Consider the following 22,235-nt stretch of genomic DNA (forward strand, 5'->3'; position numbering starts at 1 on the left):
GGTTCCGTTTCGCGGCGAATGGAGCGTTTCATCTTCGGAGCGCCTACATTGCTGCCTATGAATCCGCGCGCCGGGGGGCGCCTGCCCAGCATGAACGACGTCGCCCGCGAGGCGGGCGTCTCTCTCGGCACGGTGTCCAACGTGCTCAACAAGCCGCAGGGTTGCCGACCGGAGACCGTCGAGCGGGTGCAGGCCGCGATCACCCGCCTCGGCTTCGTGCGCAACCTCAATGCCCGCTCCCTCGTCGGGGCTACCTCGCACACCATCGGGCTCAACGTGTTCGACCTCAGCAACAGCCTCTTCGTGGACATCGCCAGAGGCGCTCAGGCCACCATTCGGGAGCGGGGCCACCAACTGGTGATCACCGACTCCGACACCGACCAGCGCCAGCAGCGCGAGCATCTGGACTACTTCGACGAGACGCGGGTGGCAGGCATCCTGTTGGCGCCCCAGTTCGACCCCGACGATGACATCGATCGGCTCGGCTCCCACGGCCGACGCGTCGTCGTCCTCAACCACGACACACCGGGTGCCTCGTGGTCCACGGTCCTGGTGGACAACGAGCACGTGGGCTACCTCGCGGCCAGCCATCTGATCGGCCGTGGCTGCCGCCGCCTCGCCTTCGTCGGGGTCCCCGAATCGCTCCAGCCGGCCGACGAGCGTCGGCGGGGCGTCGCCCGGGCGGTCGCGGAGTCGCAGGCCGTCGACCTGCTCGACATCAAGACCAGCGATCTGCAGATCGCGGGTGGCATCGTCGCCGGGCGTCAGCTGCTGGCCATGGATCCTCAGCTGCGCCCTGACGGTGTCGTGTGCGTGGCCGACCTCACCGGCATGGCCATCATCCAGGTTCTGGCGGCCGGGGGCGTGCCGGTGCCCGGTGAGGTGCTGGTGATGGGCTGCGACGCCAACATCAACGCCTGGGGTGGCCCCGTGACGCTCACCACCGTCGCCCAGCACGGCGACGAGATGGGGTCCGTCGGGGCCCAGATCCTGCTCGACGAGTTGGCCGACCCCACTCGCCCGCCGACCCGTCACGTGATCCGACCGGAGCTGATCGAGCGTTCGTCCACGGCCGCGCTGGCCCGCTGACGCCGGCTCACACGGTGGACGAGACCTCATCCCACTTGGGGAGATGGTCCATGCTTGAGGCGGAACGAGGGGAGTGCTGTCATGGCCGCGAAGATCACAGAGGCATCTCTTCGGACCTTCGTGCTCCAGCTGGGTGACAAGCACCCTCCTATCCGCCTGGCCTCCGCGGACCGCACCGTGCGCAACCCGGAGCTGGTCCGCACCCGGTTCGCGCACGTCATCGACTACCTGGCCCGCGTCGAGCTCGAGGTGGACCGCAACGTCCTGGAGCTGCTGACCGTCCTGCCGAACGTGAGCGAGGTGGACCGCATCTTCTACCAGGACGTCTGGTACGACCAGGAGATGGCCCACGGCTACCTCCTGGATCAGCTTCAAGGCGACCTCGGGATGGAGCCGCAGGAGCCCTTCATGAGCATCCCGCTCCGGATGAAGCTGCTCGGCGCGCTCGCGCACTGGGAGCCCATCCACGACATCTCGCGCATGCTCTACTACCTGACCGGCGCGTCGACAGAGCGGCAGGCGGTGCTGGCCTACTCGTCGCTGATCAAGGAGCTCACCCGCATGGGGGAGACGGCCATCGCCGAGACGATCATCCACCCCATCAAGCAGCAGGAGCCCGGGCACTTCGCGTTCTACAGGATGAGCGCCGAGAAGATGGTGCAGGACGAGGAGCTCAAGCCCTGGCAGGTGCAGGTGGCGCGGCTGCTGCGCTCGAAATCGTTCACGATGGTGGGTGTCGACTACGTGAAGTACTACCAGCAGGAGTTCGGCGGTGTGATGGCCGAGCTCGGCATCGACGCCGAGATCGAGATCTACGCGCGCGAGATCGGGCGCCTCGAGGCAAAGCTGTTGTGGGCCAACGAGAAGGGCATGGACTTCCCGCCCTACTTCCTCAAAGCGCTGCGCGAGTCCGTGGAGATGTATCGCGGCAGCAAGAGCTTCGATGCCCCGCGCCCCAACCAGGTCGTCCTGTAGATCCGATTGGCACGCCCCAGAGGGGCTGGGGTAAGCTTGCCGGGCTGCCTGGCGAGGGACCCCCAGGGTCCGTGATCGACTAGCTCTATTCCTCGCTCGGCGCCCGCACGCGCAGATATCCACAGCTTGAGGAGATTCACCATGGCAGACGTCAACCTGACCGCCACCACCCGCACCGAGTTCGGCAAGGGCGCCTCGCGCAGGCTCCGCCGCGCCGGCTCCACCCCCGCCGTCCTCTACGGTCACGGCACCGATCCCGTGCACCTGGCGCTGCCGGCTCGCGAGACCTTCCTCGCGCTGCGTCAGCCCAACGTGCTGCTTCAGATCACCGTGGAGGGCGACAAGACGCCGTTCCTCGCGCTGCCCAAGCAGGTCCAGCGCCACGCCATCCTGCACTCCATCGACCACATCGACCTCGTGCTCATCAAGGCGGGCGAGAAGGTCACAGTCGACGTCCCGCTGACGTTCACCGGCGAGGCCGAGCGCGGCACCCTGGTCAACCACGAGCTCAACAACCTGAGCGTCCTGGCCCCGGCCGCCAGCATCCCCACCGAGTTCGTCGTGTCGATCGAAGGCCTCTCCTCCGGTTCGCACCTGACGGTCGGGGACATCCCGCTGCCCGAGGGCGTCGAGGCGGCCGTCCCGCTGGACGTCGTGGTGGTCAGCGTCGGCCAGGCGCCGGTGCAGGACCTCGGCGACGAGCCCGAGGCTGCTGCCGCTGAGGGCGCCGTCGCGGCCGAGTGACCGATTCCACCTACCTCGTCGTCGGGCTCGGCAACCCGGGCCCGACCTACGAGGCCACCCGGCACAACGTCGGGTTCTGGGCCGTAGCGGACCTCGCGGACCGCTACGGTTCCTCGTTTTCCTCCCAATCCCGGATGCGCGCCGAGCTGGCGACGGTGACACTCCCCGGGCCGTCGCCCGTCAAGCTGGTGCTGGCCAGGCCCACCACCTACATGAACGACTCCGGGTCCGCGGTCAAGGCCGTCGCCGCGTTCCACAAGATCAAGCCCTCGCACGTGATCGCCGTCCACGACGAGCTGGATCTGGATCCAGGACGGCTGCGCGTGAAGCTCGGCGGCGGGGACAACGGGCACAACGGGCTCAAATCCATCCGCGCCCACCTCGGCACCGGCGACTTCTACCGCGTTCGTGTCGGCATCGGCCGGGCGCCGGGCAGGCAGGACGCGGCAGCCTGGGTGCTGGCGAAGATGAAGCCGGCAGACCTCGAGGGCCTGCGGGTGGACGCGGCCGTGGCGGCCGACGCCGTCGAGTTGCTGGTGCGCGAGGGCCTCGTCGCCACGCAGAACCGCTTCAACTCTTGAGACCCGGTGCAAGGATGATCGCGTGAAGTTCCCCGGATTACTGACGGCACTCGAGCGCGACCACGCCCTTGCGGCCACCCTCGCAGACTCGCGCCGCTCGGGCGTCACCGCGCTCGACGTCACGGCAGTGACGCCGTTCTTCCCTCTGCTGACCGCCGCCATCGCGGAGGGGTCCGGTCAGACGGTGCTGATGATCACCTCCACCTACCGCGAGGCGGAGCAGGTGACCACGGAGCTGGGCGGATTGCTCGGCGAGGATGCGGTGGCCTACTACCCCGCCTGGGAGACCCTGCCCCACGAGCGGCTGTCGCCCAGAGCTGACACCGTCGGGCGCCGCCTCGCTGTGCTCCGCCGCCTCGCGGGTAAGGGCGAGCAGCCCCCGCCGCAGGTCGTCGTCGCACCCATCCGGTCCATCCTCCAACCCCAGGTCAAGGGGCTGGCGGACATGGCGCCCGTGCGGATCGTCGTCGGGGAGGAGTACCCCCTCTCGACCCTGCTGGCGGACCTTGCGGGCGCGGCCTACAGCCGCGTGGATCTGGTGGAGCGCCGCGGCGAGTTCGCCGTCCGCGGCGGCATCGTCGACATCTTCCCGCCCACCGCCGAGCATCCGGTCCGGGTGGACTTCTTCGGCGACGACGTGGACGACATCCGGTCCTTCACCGTCGCGGACCAGCGCTCCACGGGCGAGACGACATCGTCGGTGATCGCGCCGCCCTGCCGCGAGCTCCTCCTCACGACGGCGGTGCGCGCCCGCGCCAAGCGGCTGGCCGCGGAGCACCCCGAGCTCGGGGACATGCTGGGCCGCATCGCCGAAGGCCAGGCCGTCGAGGGCATGGAGGCGCTCACTCCGGTGCTGGTGGACGGGCTTGAGCTGCTCGTCGACGTGCTGCCGAAGGGCTCGCTGATCCTCGCCAGCTCGCCCGAGCTGATCCGGGCGCGCGCCGCGGAGCTCGTCCAGACCAGCCAGGAGTTCCTGGAGGCCAGTTGGGCGGCTGCGGCCGGCGGCGGGAAATCTCCCGTGGACCTGGGTGCCTCCGCCTACTGGGGCCTCTCCGACGTGCGGCAGCACGCGTTGGCGATCGGTCACCGCTGGTGGTCACTGTCGCCGTTCGCCGCCGACGACGAGCCGCACGCCTTCGACGCCGATTCGGTGCACTCCCGCACCATCAAGGTGACCACCACGGAGTCCTTCCACGGAGACACCGAGGTGGCCACCCGCCACATCTCGGCCAAGCTCGCCGACGGCTGGGGCGTGATCCTCTGCGTCGAGGGTCGCGGGTTGGCGGCCCGCATGATCGAGGTGCTGGAGGAGGCCGGGATCCCAGCCTCACTCGACGACCTCGAGAGGCCGCCCACGCCCGCCCGCGTCGCGGTGGTGACGTCGTCGCTGCGTCAGGGCTGGCGCGCCGACGAGGCGAAGCTCGAGGTGATCACCGCCGCCGAGCTGACGGGCCAGACGGTCACCGACCGGACGGAACGCAAGCTCCCCGCCCGACGCAAGGCCGCCATCGCTCCACTGGAGCTGAAGTCCGGGGATCCCGTCGTGCACGAGCAGCACGGCGTGGGCCGGTTCGTCGAACTCGTGCAGCGCACCGTCCAGGGCGCGGTCCGCGACTACCTCGTCGTCGAGTACGCGCCCAGCAAGCGCGGGCATCCCGGGGACCGGCTCTACGTGCCGATGGACCAGCTGGACCAGCTCAGCCGCTACGTCGGCTCCGAGGCGCCCGCACTGGACAAGATGGGCGGTGGGGACTGGACCAAGCGCAAGGCCAAGGCGCGCTCGGCCGTCCGCGAGATCTCCGCCGAGCTGATCAAGCTGTACGCGGCCCGGCAGGCCACCAAGGGCTATGCGTTCGGGCCGGACAACGTGTGGCAGCGGGAGCTGGAGGACGCCTTCAGCTTCGTCGAGACCCCGGATCAGCTCGCCGCCATCACCGAGGTGAAATCGGACATGGAGAAGCTGATCCCCATGGACCGGCTGATCTGCGGCGACGTGGGATACGGCAAGACGGAGATCGCCGTCCGTGCCGCCTTCAAGGCAGTTCAGGACGGCAAGCAGGTGGCGGTGCTGGTGCCCACCACCCTCCTGGTCACGCAGCACTACCAGACCTTCGCCTCGCGCTTCGCCGGCTTCCCGGTGCACCTTGCGCAGCTCTCCCGTTTCCAGAGCGACTCCGAGTCCAAGAAGGTGATCGACGGCCTGGCCACGGGCCGGGTGGACGTGGTGATCGGCACCCACCGGCTGTTCAGCAAGGAGATCCAGTTCAAGGACCTCGGCCTGGTGATCATCGACGAGGAGCAGCGGTTCGGCGTCGAACACAAGGAGCGGCTCAAGGCGATGCGGGTCAACGTGGACGTTCTGTCGATGTCCGCCACCCCCATCCCGCGCACCCTGGAGATCGCCATCACGGGCATCCGGGAGATGAGCGTCATCGCCACCCCGCCCGAGGAGCGGCACCCGGTGCTGACCTTCGCCGGGCCGCACGACGACGCGCAGGTGAAGGCCGCCATCCGCCGCGAGCTGGCGCGCGAGGGCCAGGTGTTCTTCGTGCATAACCGGGTGGGCACCATCGAGAAGACGGCCGCCCACCTCCGCGAGCTGATCCCCGAGGCGCGGGTGGTCACCGCCCACGGACAGATGAGCGAGAGCCGCCTCGAACAGGTGATGCTGGACTTCTGGGAGCGCCGGGCTGATGTGCTCGTCTCCACCACCATCATCGAAGCGGGCCTCAACATCCAGAGCGCCAACACCCTCATCATCGACCGCGCTGACACCCTGGGCCTGTCCCAGCTGCACCAGCTTCGCGGGCGTGTGGGCCGCTCCCGGGAGCGTGGCTACGCCTACTTCCTCTACCCGCAGGACAAGCCGCTCACCGAGGCCTCCCATGAGCGCCTCGCCACGATGGCCGCCAACACGGACCTCGGCTCCGGGATGGCCATCGCCATGCGTGACCTCGAGCTGCGCGGCGCAGGTAACCTGCTCGGCGAGGACCAGTCCGGGCACATCGAGGGCGTCGGCTTCGACATGTACCTGCGCATGGTGGGCGAGGCCGTGGCCAGCTATCGCGGCGACGACACCGAGACCGAGCCCCAGATGCGCGTGGAGCTGCCCATCGACGCGCACCTCCCGGAGGACTACATCTCCTCGGAGCGGTTGCGGCTGGAGATGTACAAGGAGATCGCCGAGATCCGCACGGAGGCCAACCTGGAGGCGGTGCGCGCCGAGATGACGGATCGCTACGGCCAGCCGCCGGCCCCCGTCGAGGCCTTGCTCGGCGTGGCACGCCTTCGAATGCTGGCCCGGGCGCACGGCATCCAGGAGATCGTGCCCCAAGGCAAGGTGGTGCGGTTCTCACCGGTCCACCTGCCCGAATCACGGCAGATCAGGCTGCAGCGCCTCTATCCGGGCGCCTCGCTCAAGCCGGCCCAGGATCAGCTGCTGGTCCCGAAACCGGAGGGCGACCACCTGACGTGGGCCACCACGCTGCTGGGCCAGCTGTTCGGCTGAGCCGACGGCGGCCTCAGGCTCACCGAGGGCGATGCGCTAGGCTGACCGCGGTGCCCTGGGGCACGGTCGAAGGTTCGGTGAAAGGTCACACATGTTGCTGAAGCGCGTTGTCCCGCTGGTCGCCGCCGCGGCCCTGTTCGCCGGCTGCAGCCCCATGCCGAGCACGGCCGTTCAGGTGGGGGACACGCGCATCTCCGAGGCCCAGGTGGACGGCGTCGTCGCCAGTTGTGAGTCCGTCGGCATCGGCCCGGATCAGGTTGATCGCCGCACGCTGGTGATGTCTGAGATCCTGGGCGCCGTCGCGGTGGAGATCGCGGCAGATCTCGATCAGACCGTCACCGACGAAGAGGCGCTCGCCGTGCTGCGCGAGACCGCCGGCGAGAGCCCCGCGCTGAACGACCCGGAGTGCGCGAGGATCGCGGCGGCGGGCTCGAAGCTGCAGATCCTGGTCGCCAAGCTGGGCGAGGACGCGGACATCGCAGTACTCCAGCAGATGTTCGAAGACGTGGACGTGGACCTCAACCCGCGCTACGGCCAGTGGGACCCGGCGGGCGAGGGCGTCACCGGCACCGGCTCGATGTCGGTCCCCTCCTGACCGGAGCCTCGCACCACATGACCTCTGAGCTCGAGCGGCTCCGCCAGGTGATGGCCGAGCTGCGGCTCAAATGCCCCTGGGACGCCGAGCAGACGCACCGATCGCTCCTCAACCACCTCATCGAGGAGGCCTGCGAGGTGGTGGACGCCGTCGAGACCGGAAACGACGTCGAGCTCCAGGAAGAACTGGGTGACCTCCTCCTTCAGGTCTACTTCCATGCGCGCATCGCCGAGGACGAGGGTCGCTTCACCCTCGATGACGTGGCCGCCGGCATCGCGGACAAGCTGATCCGCAGGCATCCGCACGTGTTCGCCGACGAGGACGTGCCCCAGAACATGTGGCAGAGCTGGGAGGAGCGCAAGCGCGCTGAGAAGGGGCGATCCTCCGCGCTGGAGGGCATCGCCGAATCGCTCAGTGTGCTCGGCCGCGCTCACAAGGTGATCTCACGCAGCCGCTCCCATGGGGTCCCCGTCGAGTTGCCGGACGAGCCGTTGGACGCGCAGAGCGTGGGCCGCGGGATCCTGGATTTCGTGGCCCGGGCGCAGGCGCACGGGATCGACGCCGATGCGGCTGCCAGGGAGGCGCTGCGCGAGCTCGAGAACCGCGTCCGGAGCGCGGAAAGTTAAACCGTCCCGCCACTGCTTCCCACCCTGTGGAAGCTAGGCTGGGCCACGAAAGAGAACCACTCTTGAAAGGGAGCACATGGCATCCATCGAATTCATCCAGGCCCGCGAAATCCTCGATTCCCGAGGCAACCCGACCATCGAGGTCGAGGTCGAGCTTGATTCGGGAGCGAGCGGCCGCGCCGCCGTCCCGTCGGGTGCCTCCACAGGCGCCTTTGAGGCCGTTGAGCTCCGCGACGGCGACAAGGGTCGCTTCGGCGGCAAGGGCGTCCTCACCGCCGTCCAGAACGTCACCGAGGTGATCGGCGAGGAGATCCTCGGCATCGACGCCTCCGAGCAGCGGCTGGTGGACATGGCCATGCTGGAGCTCGACGGCACGGACAACAAGGCCAAGCTCGGCGCCAACGCCATCCTCGGCGTGTCCCTGGCCGTCGCGCACGCCGCGGCCGAAGAGGCAGGCCTGCCGCTGTACAAGTATGTCGGTGGACCCAACGCCCACATCCTTCCCGTCCCCATGATGAACATCCTCAACGGTGGGTCGCACGCCGATTCCAACGTGGACATCCAGGAGTTCATGATCGCCCCCATCGGCGCCGAGAGCTTCGCTCAGGCCGTCGAGATGGGCGCCGGCGTCTACCACGCGCTGAAGTCCGTCCTGAAGGAGAAGGGCCTCAACACCGGCCTCGGCGACGAGGGCGGGTTCGCCCCCAACCTCGAGTCCAACCGTGCAGCTCTCGACCTGATCCTCGAGGCCATCAAGAAGGCCGGCTACGAGCCCGGCGTCGACGTGGCTCTCGCCCTGGACGTGGCCGCCTCCGAGTTCTTCGAGGACGGTGGCTACACCTTCGAGGGCGCCACCAAGACGGCCGACGAAATGGTGGACTACTACGCCGAACTCGTCGACGCCTACCCGCTGGTCTCCATCGAGGATCCGCTCAACGAGGAGGACTGGGACGGCTGGAAGGCCATGACCGATCGCCTCGGCGACAAGGTCCAGATCGTCGGTGACGACCTCTTCGTCACCAACGTCACCCGCATCCAGCGGGGCATCGACACCGCCACCGCCAACGCGCTGCTGGTGAAGGTGAACCAGATCGGATCGCTCACCGAGACCATCGACGCAGTCGACCTCGCCCACCGCAACGGCTACCGCACCATGATGTCGCACCGCTCCGGCGAGACCGAGGACGTCACCATCGCGGACCTCGCCGTCGCCCTGGGTTGCGGCCAGATCAAGTCCGGCGCCCCGGCCCGGACGGACCGCGTGGCCAAGTACAACCAGCTGCTGCGCATCGAGGACGACCTGGACGAGGCGGCCGTCTACGCCGGTCGTTCGGCCTTCCCGCGTTTCAAGGGCTGAGTTGAGGGCCTGATCCGGCACACTGGATCAGTGCCTCAGACTCCTCGGAACAAACCGACCACCAGTGGTCCGGGTCGCGGAACCCCGCGGGCCCGGACCACTGCGCGTCCGGGGGAGCGTGTGCAGCGCCCGCGCGTGGAGCCGCTGCCCGACACCGAGGCCAAGGCCGCCCTCGATCCGAAGCCGGGTCCGCTGCCGCGCGCGCAGCGGGCTCTGTCGGCCACCTGGCGGCTCGCCATCCTCCTCGTCGTCGTTGCCGGGGTGGGGCTGGTGCTGGCCCACTCGCTGCGGGTGTACTTCGCGCAGTCCCAGGAGATCGCCGCCGTCCGGGCGGACATCGCCCTCAAGCAGGAGCAGATCGCGGACCTGGAGGACAAGCTCAACCGCTGGAACGACCCCGAGTACGTGCGCGCCGTCGCGCGGGTGCGGCTCGGTTGGGTGATGCCCGGCGAGGTGGGGTACCGGGTGATCGGCGCGGACGGGCAGCCGCTCGACGGTGCCAGCATCGAGGCCCCAGACCCGGCGGGCACCGGATTGTGGTGGGAGCGGATGTGGGGCTCGGTGGCGCTCGCGGACCAGCCCGTCGAGGAGAGCGCGCCCGCGGCTGACCCGGACCGGACCGTCGCGCCCAGCCCAGAGCCCGAAAGCTAGGAGTCCCTGCCGATGATCGAGCCCACAGAGGCGGACCTCGCCGCGGTCGAAGCACAGCTCGGACGCGAGCCACGCGGGGTCGCTGGGGTGGCGTGGCGCTGCCCGTGCGGAAAGCCCGGCGTGGTCAAGACCCACCCGCGGCTGCCCACCGGGACGCCGTTCCCCACCACCTACTACCTCACCTGCCAGCGCGCCGTCGCCGGATGCTCAACCCTCGAGGCCTCCGGCCTGATGGCGGAGATGACGCAGCGCCTCGCCGAGGACGATGACCTGGCGGCCCGCTACCGGAGCGCCCACGAGGCCTACCTCGCAGACCGCGCTGAGCTGGGGCACGTCGAGGAAATCGAGGGCATCTCGGCCGGGGGGATGCCCACCCGCGTCAAGTGCCTGCACGTGCTGGTCGGGCACGCCCTCGCCGCCGGACCGGGCGTCAATCCCCTCGGCGACGAGGCGCTCGCGCTGCTGGGCGAGTTCTGGACCACCCCCTGCCTCCAGGAGGACGCATGACCACCGTCGCTGCCATCGACTGCGGCACCAACTCCATCCGTTTACTCATCCTCCGGGAGGAGGCCGACGGCACTGTCGTCGAGCTGGCGCGCGAGGTGCGGTTGGCGCGCCTCGGGCAGGGGGTCGACGCCACAGGCGAGTTCCACCCGGACGCGCTGGCGCGGGCGAACGTGATCTTCGAGGAATACGCGGGCATCATCGAGCTCCACCAGGTGGGCGCAGTGCGCTTCGTGGCCACCTCGGCCGCGCGCGACGTCAGCAACCGGGCGGAGTTCGAGCGCAATGTCCGCGACAGACTTGGCGTGGAGGTGGATGTCATCTCCGGCGACGAGGAGGCACTACTGTCCACCACGGGCGTCCTCAGCGGCGTCGAGGCCGCCACCCCGGCGCTCGTCTTCGACATCGGAGGCGGCTCCACGGAGCTGATCGTCGTGCACGACGGGCCGAGCGTCGCCTCGGCGGTCAGCCTCGACGTCGGCGCCGTGAGGGTCAACGAGCGGCTCATGCCCTCGGACCCCGCCACGCCCGACGAGGTGGCCGCGGCCCGCCGCCACGTGGGGAGCCTCCTCGACGGTGCGGGGGTGGACTTCGACTCCTTGGCCTCCGCGCTCGGTGTCGCGGGGACCGTCACCAGCGTGGCCGCATCCGTCCTGGGGCTTCAGCAGTACTCCCGGCAGGCGGTGCACGAGACGCTGCTCAGCCGCGCGGACATCGAGCGCACCGTGGAGCGGTGGCTGGCCCAGACCGCGGCCGAGACCGCGGCCGAGCCGTGCATGCACCCCCTCCGGGCGGCCGTGCTCGGCGCCGGTGGCCTGATCCTCGACGAGATCTCGCGCCGGGTGCCCGGGGGAGCGGTGCTGGTCAGCGAGACCGACATCCTCGACGGCATCGCGCTGGGCCTGCTCGGCGGCTAGCCCTCCACTGGCTGGGCGCTCTGCTCCTTCTGCGTGAAGCCCTCCAGCACGGTGGTGAGGTCGTAGCCCGTGGTGTCCTTCACCAGTTGCAGGGTCTGCAGCATGTTGCTGGCCACCGCCTTGGGCAGCGCGGAGGCACCCTCGGTGGAGACCACGGTGAGGGTCTCGATGTTGGCCATCGGGGCCGCGACCCTCTCCGCGATCTCAGGCAGCACCTCGATCAGCATTTGAAGGACCGCCGCGTCGTTGTAGTGCGCGAACGCTTCGGCCCGCTTGTCCATGGCCTCGGCCTCGGCCTGGCCGACGGCGAGCACCGCAGCGGCCTGCGCCTCGCCCTCGGCGCGCACGGCGTCCGCCTCGGCGACGCGCCGGGCCTTCTCGGCCTCGCCGCGTCGGGCGCCCTCGATGGCCTCGGCCTCGGCCAGCGCCGAGCGACGGGACTTCTCGCCCACGCCGCTGAGCCGTGCCTTCTCCGCCTCGGCCTCCGCGTTGGCGATGGAGGCCGCCTTGCGGGCGTCGGCCTCGAAGATCGCGGCGTTGCGCTGAGCCTCCGCGGCGGTCTCGATCCGGTACCGCTCGGCGTCCGCAGGGCGGCGGACCTCGGTGTCGAGTTGGCGCTCCTTCAGTGCGGCCTGGGCCACGGCCACCTTCTCCTGTTCCATCAGGATGGACTGGTCCCGGTCCGCCTGGGCGAGCGGGCCGGCTGCGGCTGCCTGGGCGCGTGCCGCGTCGGTCTCGGCCTGGATCTCGGCCTGCTTGAGCACCAGCGCACGGTTGGCGATGGCGATCTCCTGCTCGGCGGCGATCTGCGCCTGCTCGGCCTCGCGCCGGGCCTCCGCCTCCGCGACCGCGGCCATCCGTCCCAGCTTCGCGGACTCGGGGCGCCCCAGGTCCGACAGGTAGGTGCCGTCGTCGGTGATGTCCTGGATCTGGAAGGTGTCCAGCACCAGCCCCTGGCCGGTCAGCGAGGACTCGGACTCGTCCGTGACGCGCTGCGCGAAGGCCGCACGGTCGCGGATGATCTGCTCCACGGTCAGCGAGCCGACGATGGAGCGCAGCGAGCCCGCGAGCGTCTCCTGGGTGAACGTCTCGATCTCGTCCTGCTGGGAGAGGAAGCGCTGGGCTGAGGCGCGGATGGAGTCCTCATTGCCGCCCACCTTGACGATGGCCACACCGTCGACGTTGAGCTTGATCCCCTGCCCGGACACGGCGTTGCGGATGGTCACCATGATCCGTCGCGACGACAGGTCCAGCACGTGGAGGCGTTGGATGAACGGGACGACGAAGACGCCGCCGCCCATCACCACCTTCTGGCCACTGAGGTCCGTGGAGACCAGGCCGGTCTCGGGGTTGCGCACCTCCTTGCCCTTGCGGCCGGTGATGATGAAGGCCTCGTTGGGTTTGGCCACCTTGTAGCGGCTCGCGATGAGCAGCCCCACGAGGAGGAGCAGGGCGATGAGCCCCGCGATGGCGGTCAACACTGGTGGCATGGGACGGGCCTTTCGGTCAGGGTTCCAGTTCTGGGGTGGGGGCCGTGGGCGTGACCTCGACGGCGGTGGGGGACACGATGCCCGAGATCCACACGTCGGTGCCGGCGTCGACGGGGTGCTCGGAGCGGGCGCTGAACTTGCGGACGTGTCCGCTCGCCGTGAGGTGGACCTCACCGAAGCCCCCCTCGGGGATGGGGGTGATGACGCGCGCCGTGGCGCCGATCATCGAGTCCGACCGGAAGGTCGCGGTGTCCTCACCGGAGCGCAGGGCTCGCGTGAGCCAGACCGCACCCCAGGCGGCGGTGGAGCCGATGCCGGCTCCCACGACGACGGCCAGCAGCGTGTTGGGCACCAGGGCCAGCGAGAGTGCGCCGCCGAACCCGAAGGCGCCGACGAACGCGGCGATGCTGGAGATGGAGAACAGATCGCTGTCCAAGGCGTCGAGGCCGAGCGCTCCGTCGAGCACATCACCGAGGATCAGGGTCACCAGCACAAGCGCGATGCCCACAGCGCCGATGATCAAGAACGTAGTCAACGGCAGCTCCCTCCGATGGGTGGACACCCCCAGCCTAGCGGCAGCCCGATGCAGCCCTCCGGCTAGGCGAGCATGCGGGTGCCGGTGGGGGTGACTTCGTAGCGGTAGCCGAGGGGGCTGGACCAGTGGAGCTGGCTTGGTCTGGGTTGGTCGGCGCGCCAGGTGCGGGCGGTTTTCACGCGGTGGACCCTGCGGCTGAGTGGGGCGAGGTTCCCGCTTCGGGTCTGCCTTCGGCGGCCGGGTGTGAAGGGTTGGGTGTGGTCGAGGTCCAGGCCGTTGGCTCGGCGCGTGGAGTAGGGGAACATTTCGTGGTCCATGCTCAGCAGGAGGGCCCTTTTCAACCCGGCCGATGGGGCGTAGTGGTCTTCGGCGGGGATTGCGGGCAGGTTGATCACGGGTTGCACCGTGACATCCAACCCGGGGAGGAGTTCGGCGAGGAGGGTGGTGGTGATGTGTCCGGCGCGGTCGATGCGGGCGGTGCCGGTGAGCTGGCCGAGGGCGTCGGTGTGGATGTGGACGGCGAGCTCCAGCTTTTCTGTGGCCGGTCCTTTCCCGGTCCCTGAGGAGGGCCGCCCGCGGAGCGGCGTGGCCCGTCTCGAAGGGTCGTGACTACCACCTTCACGGGATCTGGTGGTCGGGTGCGGGGGGGCGGGGGGGGGGGTGGGGGGACACCCGGGGGGGGGGGTTGAGGCCGACCGGGCCGCGTCTCCCGTCTCCCCGCACTCGTCGTGCCTGTGGCGTGGTCTTGTCCGGGTGCGGGCCGGAAGGGCGGCGTTGGGGTTGGGTCTGCTTGAGCGGGGTGATCGTCGGGTTGGGCACCGCGGCGCGGTGCCGCCCTGCCGTCCCTCACCCTTGCGTTTGGCCGCGGGTTCTCGATCCTTGGAGACGTCCTGCGGTTGCTTCGCGACGCGGGCGAGGGCCGTCCCCTCTCCAGTTGCCTGAGGTGACGGCGTCGGCCCCCTCGGCGGGTAGCTCGCGGCACAGGTCGGCGGCCTTGCAGGCCCTGGCCGCCTCGATCCGGCCTTCCTGCGTGGCCGCATACAGCCGGGGGTGACGATGCTTCAAGCTCAAAGCATCAGCCAGCTTCGAGGCAGCCACGATCGGTGGGCAGCGCAGCAACCCGGCAAGTTCCAGGCCGATGAACTCGGAGACCGCCGGGGTCCCGATACCCCCGACCACCACCCTGCGCTCGGCGAGGACCTCAACGACCTGGTCGTAGTCCACCTCGTAGTGCTCCGCGAGGTCACACAGCAGGGTCAGGGTCTGGGCTTCGGCGAAGCGGCGCAGTTCGTCGGCGGAGCGCAACTGCTCCGCGATCTCGTGTGCCTTGTCCTTCATGGGTTCCACGCTATGTCCGACCTCTGACATTCTTGGCTCCCAGGAGGGTGCCTGGCGAAAATTCTTTGAAGAGATTTCTGGGGGTGCGGCGCGGGTGGCGGGGCTCGACGTGGTGGGTGAGTTGGCTTGTCAGCTTGCGTTTCTGAGGCTTCGAGGCCGCTTCGCGGCCTTTCAGCGAACAGAGGTCTGATGGTTGCCGAGAGGGTGGGGGACGGCAGGGCGGCACTGCGCAGCGGTGCCCAACCCGACGATCACCCGACCGGCATCCCGCTCGAGCAGACCCGTCCCCAACGCCGCCCTGCCGGCACGCACCTGGGACCTGGCAACGCCACAGGAGGACGAGTGCGGGGAGTCGGGAGGCGAGGCCCGGGCGGCCTCACCACCCGACCACCGACCCGGCTGGCCGGTACATTGAGACCCTGGACAACGGCCGCCCGGGCATCGCCTCACGGCTCACCGCACCCGACCACATGAACTGCGTCAAGGTGGTAGTCACAACCCTTCGAGACGGGCCACGCCGCTCCGCGGACGGCCCTCCTCAGGGAGCGATGGAGACCGGCCACGCCGCTCCGCGGGCGGCCCTCCTCAGCTTGTCCGGATATGCACGTGCCGCCGGACCGCCCCGAGGAGGCGGTCAGGCGGGTGGCGCAGCAGTGGGAGTGCTTCCGCGGGATAAACTCGCCGTCGCGCCCTCGTGGCCCAACTGGCAGAGGCAGGCGGCTTAAACCCGCTTCAGTGCGGGTTCGAATCCCGTCGAGGGCACGGTCACTCCGGGACGTCCAGGTCCTCCGGTTCCGCCCCGTCGGCCAACAGACTGACCACCTCTCCGAATCTCGGCACCACGGCCACCCACCCCAGCTCGTCCTCGATCCGCCGCGCAAAGGTGGCGGCGGCGGCCGGTTCGCCGTGTGTCACGAAGACCGTCTCCGGCTCCCTGCCCAGGGCGCGCAGCCAGTCCAGGAGGTCCGACGCGTCACCGTGCACGGAGAACTCGTGGTCGCGGACGATCTCGGCTTTGACGGGCACGTAGCGCCCGTTGATCTTCACCGTGTGGGCTCCGTCCTCCAGCGCGCGGCCACGGGTCCCCTCGGCCTGGAATCCAGTGAGGACCACGGTGTTGCGGGGATCCGGCAGGAGGCGCTGCAGGTGATAGAGCACGCGGCCGCCCTCGGCCATGCCCGACGAGCTGACGATGATCATGGGTTCGGTGCGGAGGTTGAGCTTCTTCGAGTCCTTGGCCTCGCGTGCCTCGCTGAGGTCCAGGTCTGTGAAGTCGGCCAACGTGATGTCGTCGGCAAGCTCGCCCAGCGACTCATCGGCGTACACGGCCAGCGCCGCGATCGACATCGGCCCGTCCACCACCACGGGCACCTGGGGGATCCGTCCCTCTCGGGTCAGCTGCACCAGGGCATGCAGCACGGTCTCGGTCCGGTCGATCGCGAACGCCGGCACCACGACCTGGCCGCCCCGGGCGACGGTGCGCCTGATTGCTTCGGCGAACGGCTCGTGCGCCAACTCCGGCTCGAGATGTTCCCGGTCTCCGTAGGTGGATTCGCACAGCACCACATCCGCGCCGGGCGGGGTCTCACGGGGCTTGAGGATCGGGTGATCGTGGCGGCCGAGGTCCCCGGAGAACAGGACGCTCCGCCCGCCGAAGCTCACGTGGACACTCGCCGAGCCGAGGATGTGCCCGGCGCGGACCCAGCGTGCCAGGACGCCGTCGAGATCCACGTCTTCATCCCAAGGAACCGGGCGCATCAGCGGGAGCGTGTCCTCCACGTGCGCGCTGGTGTAGAGCGCCTCGGGGGGCTCGTGCTTGGAGTAGCCGCCCTTCAGCGCGTCCCTCACGGACTGCTCCTGCAGCCGCCCCGAATCCCGAAGGATGATCTCCGCCAGCCGGGCCGTGGCCTCCGTGCACCAGATGGGCCCGCGGAAGCCGTGCTTGACCAGCGCGGGCAGGTAGGAGGTGTGGTCGGCGTGCGCGTGCGTGAGGAGCACGTCGGAGATCGAGGCAGGATCGACGGGGAAGTGGGCCCAGTTCTGGGTGCGCCACTGCTTCTCCCCCTGGAACATGCCCGCGTCGACGAGGATGCGTCGCCCATCGATGGTCAGGAGGTACTTCGAGCCTGTCACGGTGCCAGCGGCCCCGAGGAACGTCAGGGTCGCGCTCTGAGGTGTTCGCATACCCACGATCCTGGCACGGGGGTGGCGACGCCGCGCCCGAGTGGGCGAAGCACAGCTTTGGTTGCGCCTCTCGGTACCATGGAGATCGACAGCCTCCTCCTCGGGTTGCACCCAGAAAGAGCAAGTGACATGGCAAATCCCATCATCGGGCGCCCCGACGCCTTCACCCGCAACGCTGCCCCGCAGCAGCCCACCTACGGCTATGACCAGCAGCAGTACTCCCAGTACCCGCCGCCGGCCACCGCCCCCTACCAGCAGCCGGTCCGCACCGGCGGCGTGATGACGCTCGACGACGTGATCGCCAAGACGGCCATCATGCTCGGCGTGGTCTTCGTCACCGCGATCGCCACCTTCATGTTCATGCCGCCGAACCTGCTGTACCCGGCGGTCATCGTCTCGGCCCTGGTCGGGTTCGTGACCGTACTGATGGTGGCCGGCCGCGCCAAGCTCCCCATCGGCGGCGTGCTGTTCTACGCCGTCATCGAGGGCGTCTTCGTCGGCGCGTTCTCGCTCCTGTTCGAGATGATGTACCCCGGCATCGTGGTCTCCGCCGTGCTCGCCACCTTCGTGACAGCCGGCGCCACCCTCGCGGCGTACAAGTTCTTCAACATCAGGGTCACCGCGAAGTTCCGCAAGGTCGTGTTCATCGCCACGGCGTCGTTGGCGGCCGTGTTCCTGGTCAACCTCGTCCTTGCGCTGTTCGGCATCAACCTCGGCATCCGTGACATCGGCTCGGGCGCCGGCCTGCTGTCCATCGGCATCTCCGTGATCGCGGTCATCCTGGCCGTGCTCAGCCTCGTGGTGGATTTTGATTCCGTGGAGCGCGGCATCGCCGCCCAGGCCCCGGCTCAGGAATCGTGGCGCGCGGCCCTCGGCATCACGGTCACCATGGTGTGGCTGTACACCGAGATCCTGCGCATCATGAGCTACTTCAGGAACTGAGGCCGGCTGAGCTTGCGGGCGTACTGCGAGAGCAGCGTCCGCGAGCCATTGGTCCAATGCAGTGAGCGCCAGGAGCGCGTCGGCACCCAGCTGGCCCCTTGCGTCGATCCACCCACATCGTGGACGACGGGGTCGCTGGGTGCTTCGCATGTGGCCCCGTAGACCACGCGGAGGGCGTGAAAGTCTTCCAGCCGCCCCGCCAATGAGCGCCCCACCCAGTGCTCGGACTCCAGGGTCAACACCCTGTCGATGACCACGTTCTGGCCCGTCTCCTCGAACACCTCCCGCAGCACGGCGTCCGCCGGTGATTCGCCCGGGTCCACGCCGCCGCCGGGCAGGGCCCAGGTGCCGGGGGCCGCAGTGACGGAGGAATTGATGGTGCCGAGGAGGCCGCGGTCGGAGACCACGAGCGCGTAGGCGCCGATCCGTTGATGCCGGTGCGGGGTCTCACTCGAGGAGGCCACGTACACGGTGTGCCGCTCGAGGGGGCGGTGATCCGCGGCGCACACGTCGCGCACCAGCCAGGTGAACAAGATCTCGCCGTCGTGCATGGTGGCGGACAGGGGCCGGATCGGCACAAAGCCGTGGTCGAACATGGTCACCTTCGGGTGCTGCCCGTGCTCCACGTGGTAGCTGATCACCGGCGCCCCCACTGGACTGGTGACCCCCACGACGCGCATTGGACAAGTCTAGACGGTGCCCCCGGGCGCGATTGAGCGCCGCGATGACGGCCGGCGGTTAGTATGGCGGAACAGAGCTGAGGGAGGCGCGCCGTGGAGTTTCGTGACAATGCCCGAATCGACAACGCCAACATTCGCTACGGCGGCGGCGGTGGGGGCAGGCGCGGCGGCCGTGGCCTGGCGGTCGGCGGCGGGCTCGGTGGCCTCATCATCGCGATTCTGCTCATGGTGTTCGGCGGCGGCAACCTGGGCATCAATCCGGACGACATCCTCGGCGGCGGTGAGGCGGCGCCCCAGCAGGTCGAACCGAATCCGGACTGCCAGACCGGGGCGGACATCGAGAGCAACCCGGAATGTCGCTGGCCCGCCTATGTCGTCGCGATCGAGAACTACTGGAGCCAGGTCGTCGAGGGCTACAGCCCGGCCACCACGCAGCTGTTCAGCGGGCAGGTGGCCACAGCCTGCGGCACCGGCTCCTCCGAGATGGGCCCGTTCTACTGCCCAGGCGACCAGACGATCTACATCGACACGGAGTTCATGGGCGTCCTGCTCAACCAGCTCGGCGCAGCCGGGGGCTACGCCGCAGAGGCCTACATCGTCGCGCACGAGTACGGCCACCACATCTCCAACCTCACCGGCACCATGCAGCAGGCTCGCTCGATGGGCAACGACTCCGGCCCCACCTCGGGCCAGGTCCGGTTGGAGCTGCAGGCGGACTGTTACGCGGGGGTGTGGTTCGCCAATACGCTCCAGGATCCCGAGTCGCCGATCGAGTCCATCACCCAGGACGACCTGAACCGCATCGTGGACGCGGCGCGGGCCGTCGGGGACGACCACATCCAGCAGCAACAGGGCGGCCGTGTGGTCCCCGAGAGTTGGACCCATGGCTCGTCCGAGATGCGCCAGCTGTGGGTGGCCAAGGGCTTCAACAGCGGCGATCCGAATGTGTGCGACACCTTCTCCACCGACGACCTGGGGCAGTAGGGCCCGCGTTCAGTCGACGAGCGCCGTCATGTCGCGGCCTTCGAGGTCCGCGTAGTGCAGCTCGCCCTGGCAGTCCACCTTGACCACCGGCGCGGAGCGCTGCAGGCTCATGTCGATGACGACGTCGCACTGCTCCTCCGGGGTGGTCTGGAACTGGGCCACCGCCTTGGCGAGCGCGGCAGCCTGGATCAGCGATGGGTCGAACGTGGCTACGGTGGGTGAGTCGTTGCGGCGGGTCTCGAAGACGGGGACGGCGCCCACGCGTGCCCGGTTCAGCACCACCCCGCCCTCCGCATCGGGAAGGTCGGCCCAGTAGCCGCGGGTGGCGTTGAACCCGACGGCGTAGGCCTCGAGGTCCTCCCCGATCACTTCCTCGATGCCCGAGGTGATGTCCGCCACGCTGGTCATGCCCAGCACGGCCACCGCGGTGCCGTCCTGCCGGAAGAAGACGGTCTCGGACTCGGGCCTGGACGTGACGGTCATGAGTACCTGGCCGTCGCGGTAGTCCACGATCTGCAGCACCAGGTCTCCGCGGACCCCGCGGAGGTCTGCGATGTCGAACATCCGCCCCACCGAATCCACGGGAAAATCCTCGGGGTCGAAGGTGGCCTGCTCGAAGTACTGCACGTCAGAGTCCACCCGGCTGATCGTGCCGTCGCGCCACTGGTAGGTGGCCACAGACAGGTCGGGGAGCAGCGCGCTGAGCGTGGCCGCGTCTGCGGTCACGTCCACCTTGAGTACCGGAAGGCCCCCGGCAACCCGGTGCAACTCGGCGACCACCTCTCCCGCGGAGCCGTCCGCCAGGGGCACGGTGACGGTGAAGTCCAAGGGAAAGTAGCTGTCAGGCAGCGGCCTCCCGGTGAACGACGCCGTGGCAGAGGGGGTTGGGCTGGCTGACGGAATGTCCGGTGTGGGGGACCCGCTACCGGTCAGACCGGGGGCGGGTGCTGTGCAGCCGGCGACGAGGGCAAGCAGCGCCACCGCCCCGATCCGCCACGTCCTCATGGCGCCAGTGTAGAAGGGGCCGGGGGGCACCCACTCCACAGGTCAGGCCCGTGGGCCGCACCGCACGCCGGTGGCGTGGTTGGGGCAGTACCCGTGGGGGTTCTTGTGCAGGTACTGCTGATGCTCACGCTCGGCGTAGTAGAAGGTGGCGCCGGGAGTGATCTCCGTGGTGATCTGCCCGTATCCGGCCTCGGTGAGGCGGGCCTGGAACTCGGCTCGCGTGCGCTCAGCCGCTTCGCGCTGGGCGTCGTCGACGGCGAACACGGCCGAGCGGTACTGGGTGCCGACGTCGTTACCCTGTCGGTTGAGCTGAGTGGGGTCGTGGTTCTCCCAGAACAGCCTCAGCAGGTCCTCGAACGAGACGCGGGTCGGGTCGAAGACCACGCGCACCGTCTCCGTGTGCCCGGTGAGGCCCGTGCAGGTCTCCTTGTAGGTGGGGTTGGGGGTGAAGCCGCCCATGAAGCCGGCAGCGGTGTTGACCACGCCCTCGGTCTCCCAGAACAGCCGCTCCTCACCCCAGTAGCAACCGAGCGCGAAGTAGGCCACCTCGCAGCCTGCGGGTACCTCGTCGAGGGGGAGGCCGAGCACCTCGTGGACGGGCATCGGGGACAGCACGGGGGCGCTTCGGCCGGCGAGGGCATCGGCCTCCGACACCATCTGCGGGTGGCCGCGGCGGGCGTTGAGCCAGGCGAGGACGTCGATCTCCATGGTTACGATGCTAACCGGCCCCCCAAGGGCTCAGGATGGGATGCGCCAGTCGATGGGGGCGGCGCCCTGTTCGTCCAACAGGAGGTTCGCCTGGCTGAAGGGCCGCGACCCGAAGAAGCCGCTCCTGGCCGACAACGGCGACGGGTGGGCGCTGGCCAGCACCGGCACCTCGCCCAGCAGTGGGCGGGCCGTCTGCGCGTCCCGTCCCCAGAGGATCGCCACCAGCGGGCCGCCCCGGGCCGCCAGCGCCTCAACCGCGCACGCCGTGACCTCCTCCCAGCCCTTGCCCCTGTGCGACGCGGGCGCGCCGGGCCGCACCGTCAGCACACGATTGAGCAGCAGCACGCCCTGCTCGAACCAGTGCGTCAGATCCCCGTGGGGCGCCGGCTCGATGCCCAGGTCCGCCTTCAGCTCACGGTAGATGTTGACCAGGCTGCCAGGCAGGGGGCGGACCTCCGGGGCCACCGAGAAAGACAGGCCGACGGCGTTGCCGGGGGTGGGATAGGGGTCCTGCCCGAGGATGAGCACGCGCACCTCCGCGAGTGGGCGCGTGAACGCGCGCAGGATGTTCTCCCCGGCCGGCAGGTAGCCGTGCCCCTCGGCCACCTCCTCCCGAAGAAGGGCGCCCATGGCGGCGATGCGGTCCTCCACCGGGGCGAGGGCCGCGGCCCAGTCCGGTGCGACGAGTTCGGCGAGCGGCTTCGGCATGTGACCAACTCTGGCACACGCCCAGACCTCGTGAGTCGCCCAGGGATGCACCTGACCCTCCCCCGATAAATGGCAACCGGGACTTCCGAATATGGAAAGTAGGCTTACCATTAG

22 protein-coding genes and 1 tRNA gene are annotated in these 22,235 nt (G+C 69.3%); 14 read left to right on the forward strand and 9 right to left on the reverse strand.

What is annotated here, in order from left to right; genetic code table 11:
- Positions 1–57 precede the first annotated feature (57 nt).
- From H5399_RS04555 to H5399_RS04605, 11 genes are all read left to right on the forward strand, one after another.
- The gene (locus tag H5399_RS04555; protein WP_182781796.1) at positions 58–1,089 is read left to right on the forward strand and encodes a LacI family DNA-binding transcriptional regulator; all 1,032 of its coding nucleotides are present in this window, start codon (positions 58–60) and stop codon (positions 1,087–1,089) included.
- Between the two features lie 81 nt (positions 1,090–1,170).
- Entirely contained in the window at positions 1,171–2,064 is an 894-nt protein-coding gene (locus H5399_RS04560; RefSeq protein WP_182781797.1) for a GTP-binding protein LepA, read from the forward strand.
- Positions 2,065–2,205: 141 nt separating this feature from the next.
- Positions 2,206–2,808 (forward strand): 50S ribosomal protein L25/general stress protein Ctc, encoded by a 603-nt coding sequence (locus H5399_RS04565; protein WP_182781798.1) that lies wholly within the window; start codon positions 2,206–2,208, stop codon positions 2,806–2,808.
- A complete protein-coding gene (pth, locus tag H5399_RS04570; RefSeq protein WP_182781799.1) occupies positions 2,805–3,389 on the forward strand; it encodes an aminoacyl-tRNA hydrolase in 585 nt (194 codons plus the stop codon). The genes H5399_RS04565 and pth overlap by 4 nt, the downstream gene beginning before the upstream one ends.
- A gap of 22 nt (positions 3,390–3,411) precedes the next feature.
- Positions 3,412–6,897, forward strand: a complete 3,486-nt coding sequence (mfd, locus tag H5399_RS04575; protein ID WP_182781800.1) for a transcription-repair coupling factor — start codon at positions 3,412–3,414, stop codon at positions 6,895–6,897.
- Positions 6,898–6,988: 91 nt separating this feature from the next.
- Positions 6,989–7,492 carry a hypothetical protein gene (locus H5399_RS04580; RefSeq protein WP_182781801.1) on the forward strand — a complete coding sequence of 168 codons (504 nt, stop codon included), beginning with the start codon at positions 6,989–6,991 and terminating at the stop codon, positions 7,490–7,492.
- A 17-nt stretch (positions 7,493–7,509) separates the two neighbouring features.
- Positions 7,510–8,118: a MazG family protein gene (locus H5399_RS04585; protein ID WP_182781802.1), complete on the forward strand. Its 609-nt coding sequence runs from the start codon at positions 7,510–7,512 to the stop codon at positions 8,116–8,118.
- A 76-nt stretch (positions 8,119–8,194) separates the two neighbouring features.
- The gene (eno, locus tag H5399_RS04590) at positions 8,195–9,475 is read left to right on the forward strand and encodes a phosphopyruvate hydratase (protein ID WP_182781803.1); all 1,281 of its coding nucleotides are present in this window, start codon (positions 8,195–8,197) and stop codon (positions 9,473–9,475) included.
- A 120-nt stretch (positions 9,476–9,595) separates the two neighbouring features.
- On the forward strand, positions 9,596–10,126 hold the full coding sequence (locus tag H5399_RS04595) for a septum formation initiator family protein (RefSeq protein ID WP_182781804.1): 531 nt from the start codon (positions 9,596–9,598) through the stop codon (positions 10,124–10,126).
- A 12-nt stretch (positions 10,127–10,138) separates the two neighbouring features.
- Positions 10,139–10,633: a DUF501 domain-containing protein gene (locus H5399_RS04600; protein WP_182781805.1), complete on the forward strand. Its 495-nt coding sequence runs from the start codon at positions 10,139–10,141 to the stop codon at positions 10,631–10,633.
- Positions 10,630–11,547 (forward strand): exopolyphosphatase, encoded by a 918-nt coding sequence (locus tag H5399_RS04605; RefSeq protein ID WP_182781806.1) that lies wholly within the window; start codon positions 10,630–10,632, stop codon positions 11,545–11,547. Before H5399_RS04600 ends, H5399_RS04605 begins: the two co-directional genes overlap by 4 nt.
- Here H5399_RS04605 and H5399_RS04610 read toward each other — a convergent pair.
- The 4 genes from H5399_RS04610 to H5399_RS04625 form a co-directional block, all read right to left on the reverse strand.
- Positions 11,544–13,037: a flotillin family protein gene (locus H5399_RS04610; RefSeq protein ID WP_182781807.1), complete on the reverse strand. Its 1,494-nt coding sequence runs from the start codon at positions 13,035–13,037 to the stop codon at positions 11,544–11,546. The genes H5399_RS04605 and H5399_RS04610 overlap by 4 nt on opposite strands.
- Positions 13,038–13,053: 16 nt before the next feature.
- Positions 13,054–13,572: an NfeD family protein gene (locus H5399_RS04615; protein ID WP_182781808.1), complete on the reverse strand. Its 519-nt coding sequence runs from the start codon at positions 13,570–13,572 to the stop codon at positions 13,054–13,056.
- 62 nt (positions 13,573–13,634) lie between these two features.
- Positions 13,635–13,976 carry an HNH endonuclease gene (locus H5399_RS04620; RefSeq protein ID WP_182781809.1) on the reverse strand — a complete coding sequence of 114 codons (342 nt, stop codon included), beginning with the start codon at positions 13,974–13,976 and terminating at the stop codon, positions 13,635–13,637.
- Between the two features lie 442 nt (positions 13,977–14,418).
- The gene (locus H5399_RS04625) at positions 14,419–14,910 is read right to left on the reverse strand and encodes a hypothetical protein (protein ID WP_182781810.1); all 492 of its coding nucleotides are present in this window, start codon (positions 14,908–14,910) and stop codon (positions 14,419–14,421) included.
- Positions 14,911–15,598: 688 nt separating this feature from the next.
- Between H5399_RS04625 and H5399_RS04630 the strand changes: the two genes are divergently transcribed.
- A tRNA-Leu gene (locus H5399_RS04630) sits at positions 15,599–15,672 on the forward strand.
- Between the two features lie 3 nt (positions 15,673–15,675).
- Here the strand turns inward: H5399_RS04630 and H5399_RS04635 are convergent.
- The gene (locus H5399_RS04635) at positions 15,676–17,094 is read right to left on the reverse strand and encodes an MBL fold metallo-hydrolase RNA specificity domain-containing protein (protein ID WP_182781811.1); all 1,419 of its coding nucleotides are present in this window, start codon (positions 17,092–17,094) and stop codon (positions 15,676–15,678) included.
- 129 nt (positions 17,095–17,223) lie between these two features.
- Here H5399_RS04635 and H5399_RS04640 point away from each other — a divergent pair, with 129 nt between their 5' ends.
- On the forward strand, positions 17,224–18,036 hold the full coding sequence (locus tag H5399_RS04640; RefSeq protein WP_182781812.1) for a Bax inhibitor-1/YccA family protein: 813 nt from the start codon (positions 17,224–17,226) through the stop codon (positions 18,034–18,036).
- Here the strand turns inward: H5399_RS04640 and H5399_RS04645 are convergent.
- On the reverse strand, positions 18,021–18,716 hold the full coding sequence (locus H5399_RS04645) for an NUDIX hydrolase (RefSeq protein ID WP_255421955.1): 696 nt from the start codon (positions 18,714–18,716) through the stop codon (positions 18,021–18,023). The genes H5399_RS04640 and H5399_RS04645 overlap by 16 nt on opposite strands.
- 93 nt (positions 18,717–18,809) lie before the next feature.
- Between H5399_RS04645 and H5399_RS04650 the strand changes: the two genes are divergently transcribed.
- Positions 18,810–19,700 (forward strand): neutral zinc metallopeptidase, encoded by an 891-nt coding sequence (locus H5399_RS04650; RefSeq protein ID WP_182781813.1) that lies wholly within the window; start codon positions 18,810–18,812, stop codon positions 19,698–19,700.
- 9 nt (positions 19,701–19,709) lie between these two features.
- Here H5399_RS04650 and H5399_RS04655 read toward each other — a convergent pair whose 3' ends face one another.
- Genes H5399_RS04655 through H5399_RS04665 form a run of 3 tightly spaced genes read right to left on the reverse strand, consistent with a single transcriptional unit; the run spans position 19,710 to position 22,121 of the window.
- Positions 19,710–20,705, reverse strand: coding sequence for a hypothetical protein (locus H5399_RS04655; RefSeq protein ID WP_182781814.1), 996 nt, complete (start codon positions 20,703–20,705; stop codon positions 19,710–19,712).
- Between the two features lie 42 nt (positions 20,706–20,747).
- The gene (gene msrA, locus H5399_RS04660) at positions 20,748–21,413 is read right to left on the reverse strand and encodes a peptide-methionine (S)-S-oxide reductase MsrA (RefSeq protein WP_182781815.1); all 666 of its coding nucleotides are present in this window, start codon (positions 21,411–21,413) and stop codon (positions 20,748–20,750) included.
- Positions 21,414–21,443: 30 nt separating this feature from the next.
- Positions 21,444–22,121 (reverse strand): uracil-DNA glycosylase, encoded by a 678-nt coding sequence (locus H5399_RS04665; RefSeq protein ID WP_182781816.1) that lies wholly within the window; start codon positions 22,119–22,121, stop codon positions 21,444–21,446.
- Positions 22,122–22,235: the final 114 nt, after the last annotated feature.

It is taken from the genome of Tessaracoccus sp. MC1627, assembly GCF_014164725.1.
Classification (GTDB): domain Bacteria; phylum Actinomycetota; class Actinomycetes; order Propionibacteriales; family Propionibacteriaceae; genus Arachnia.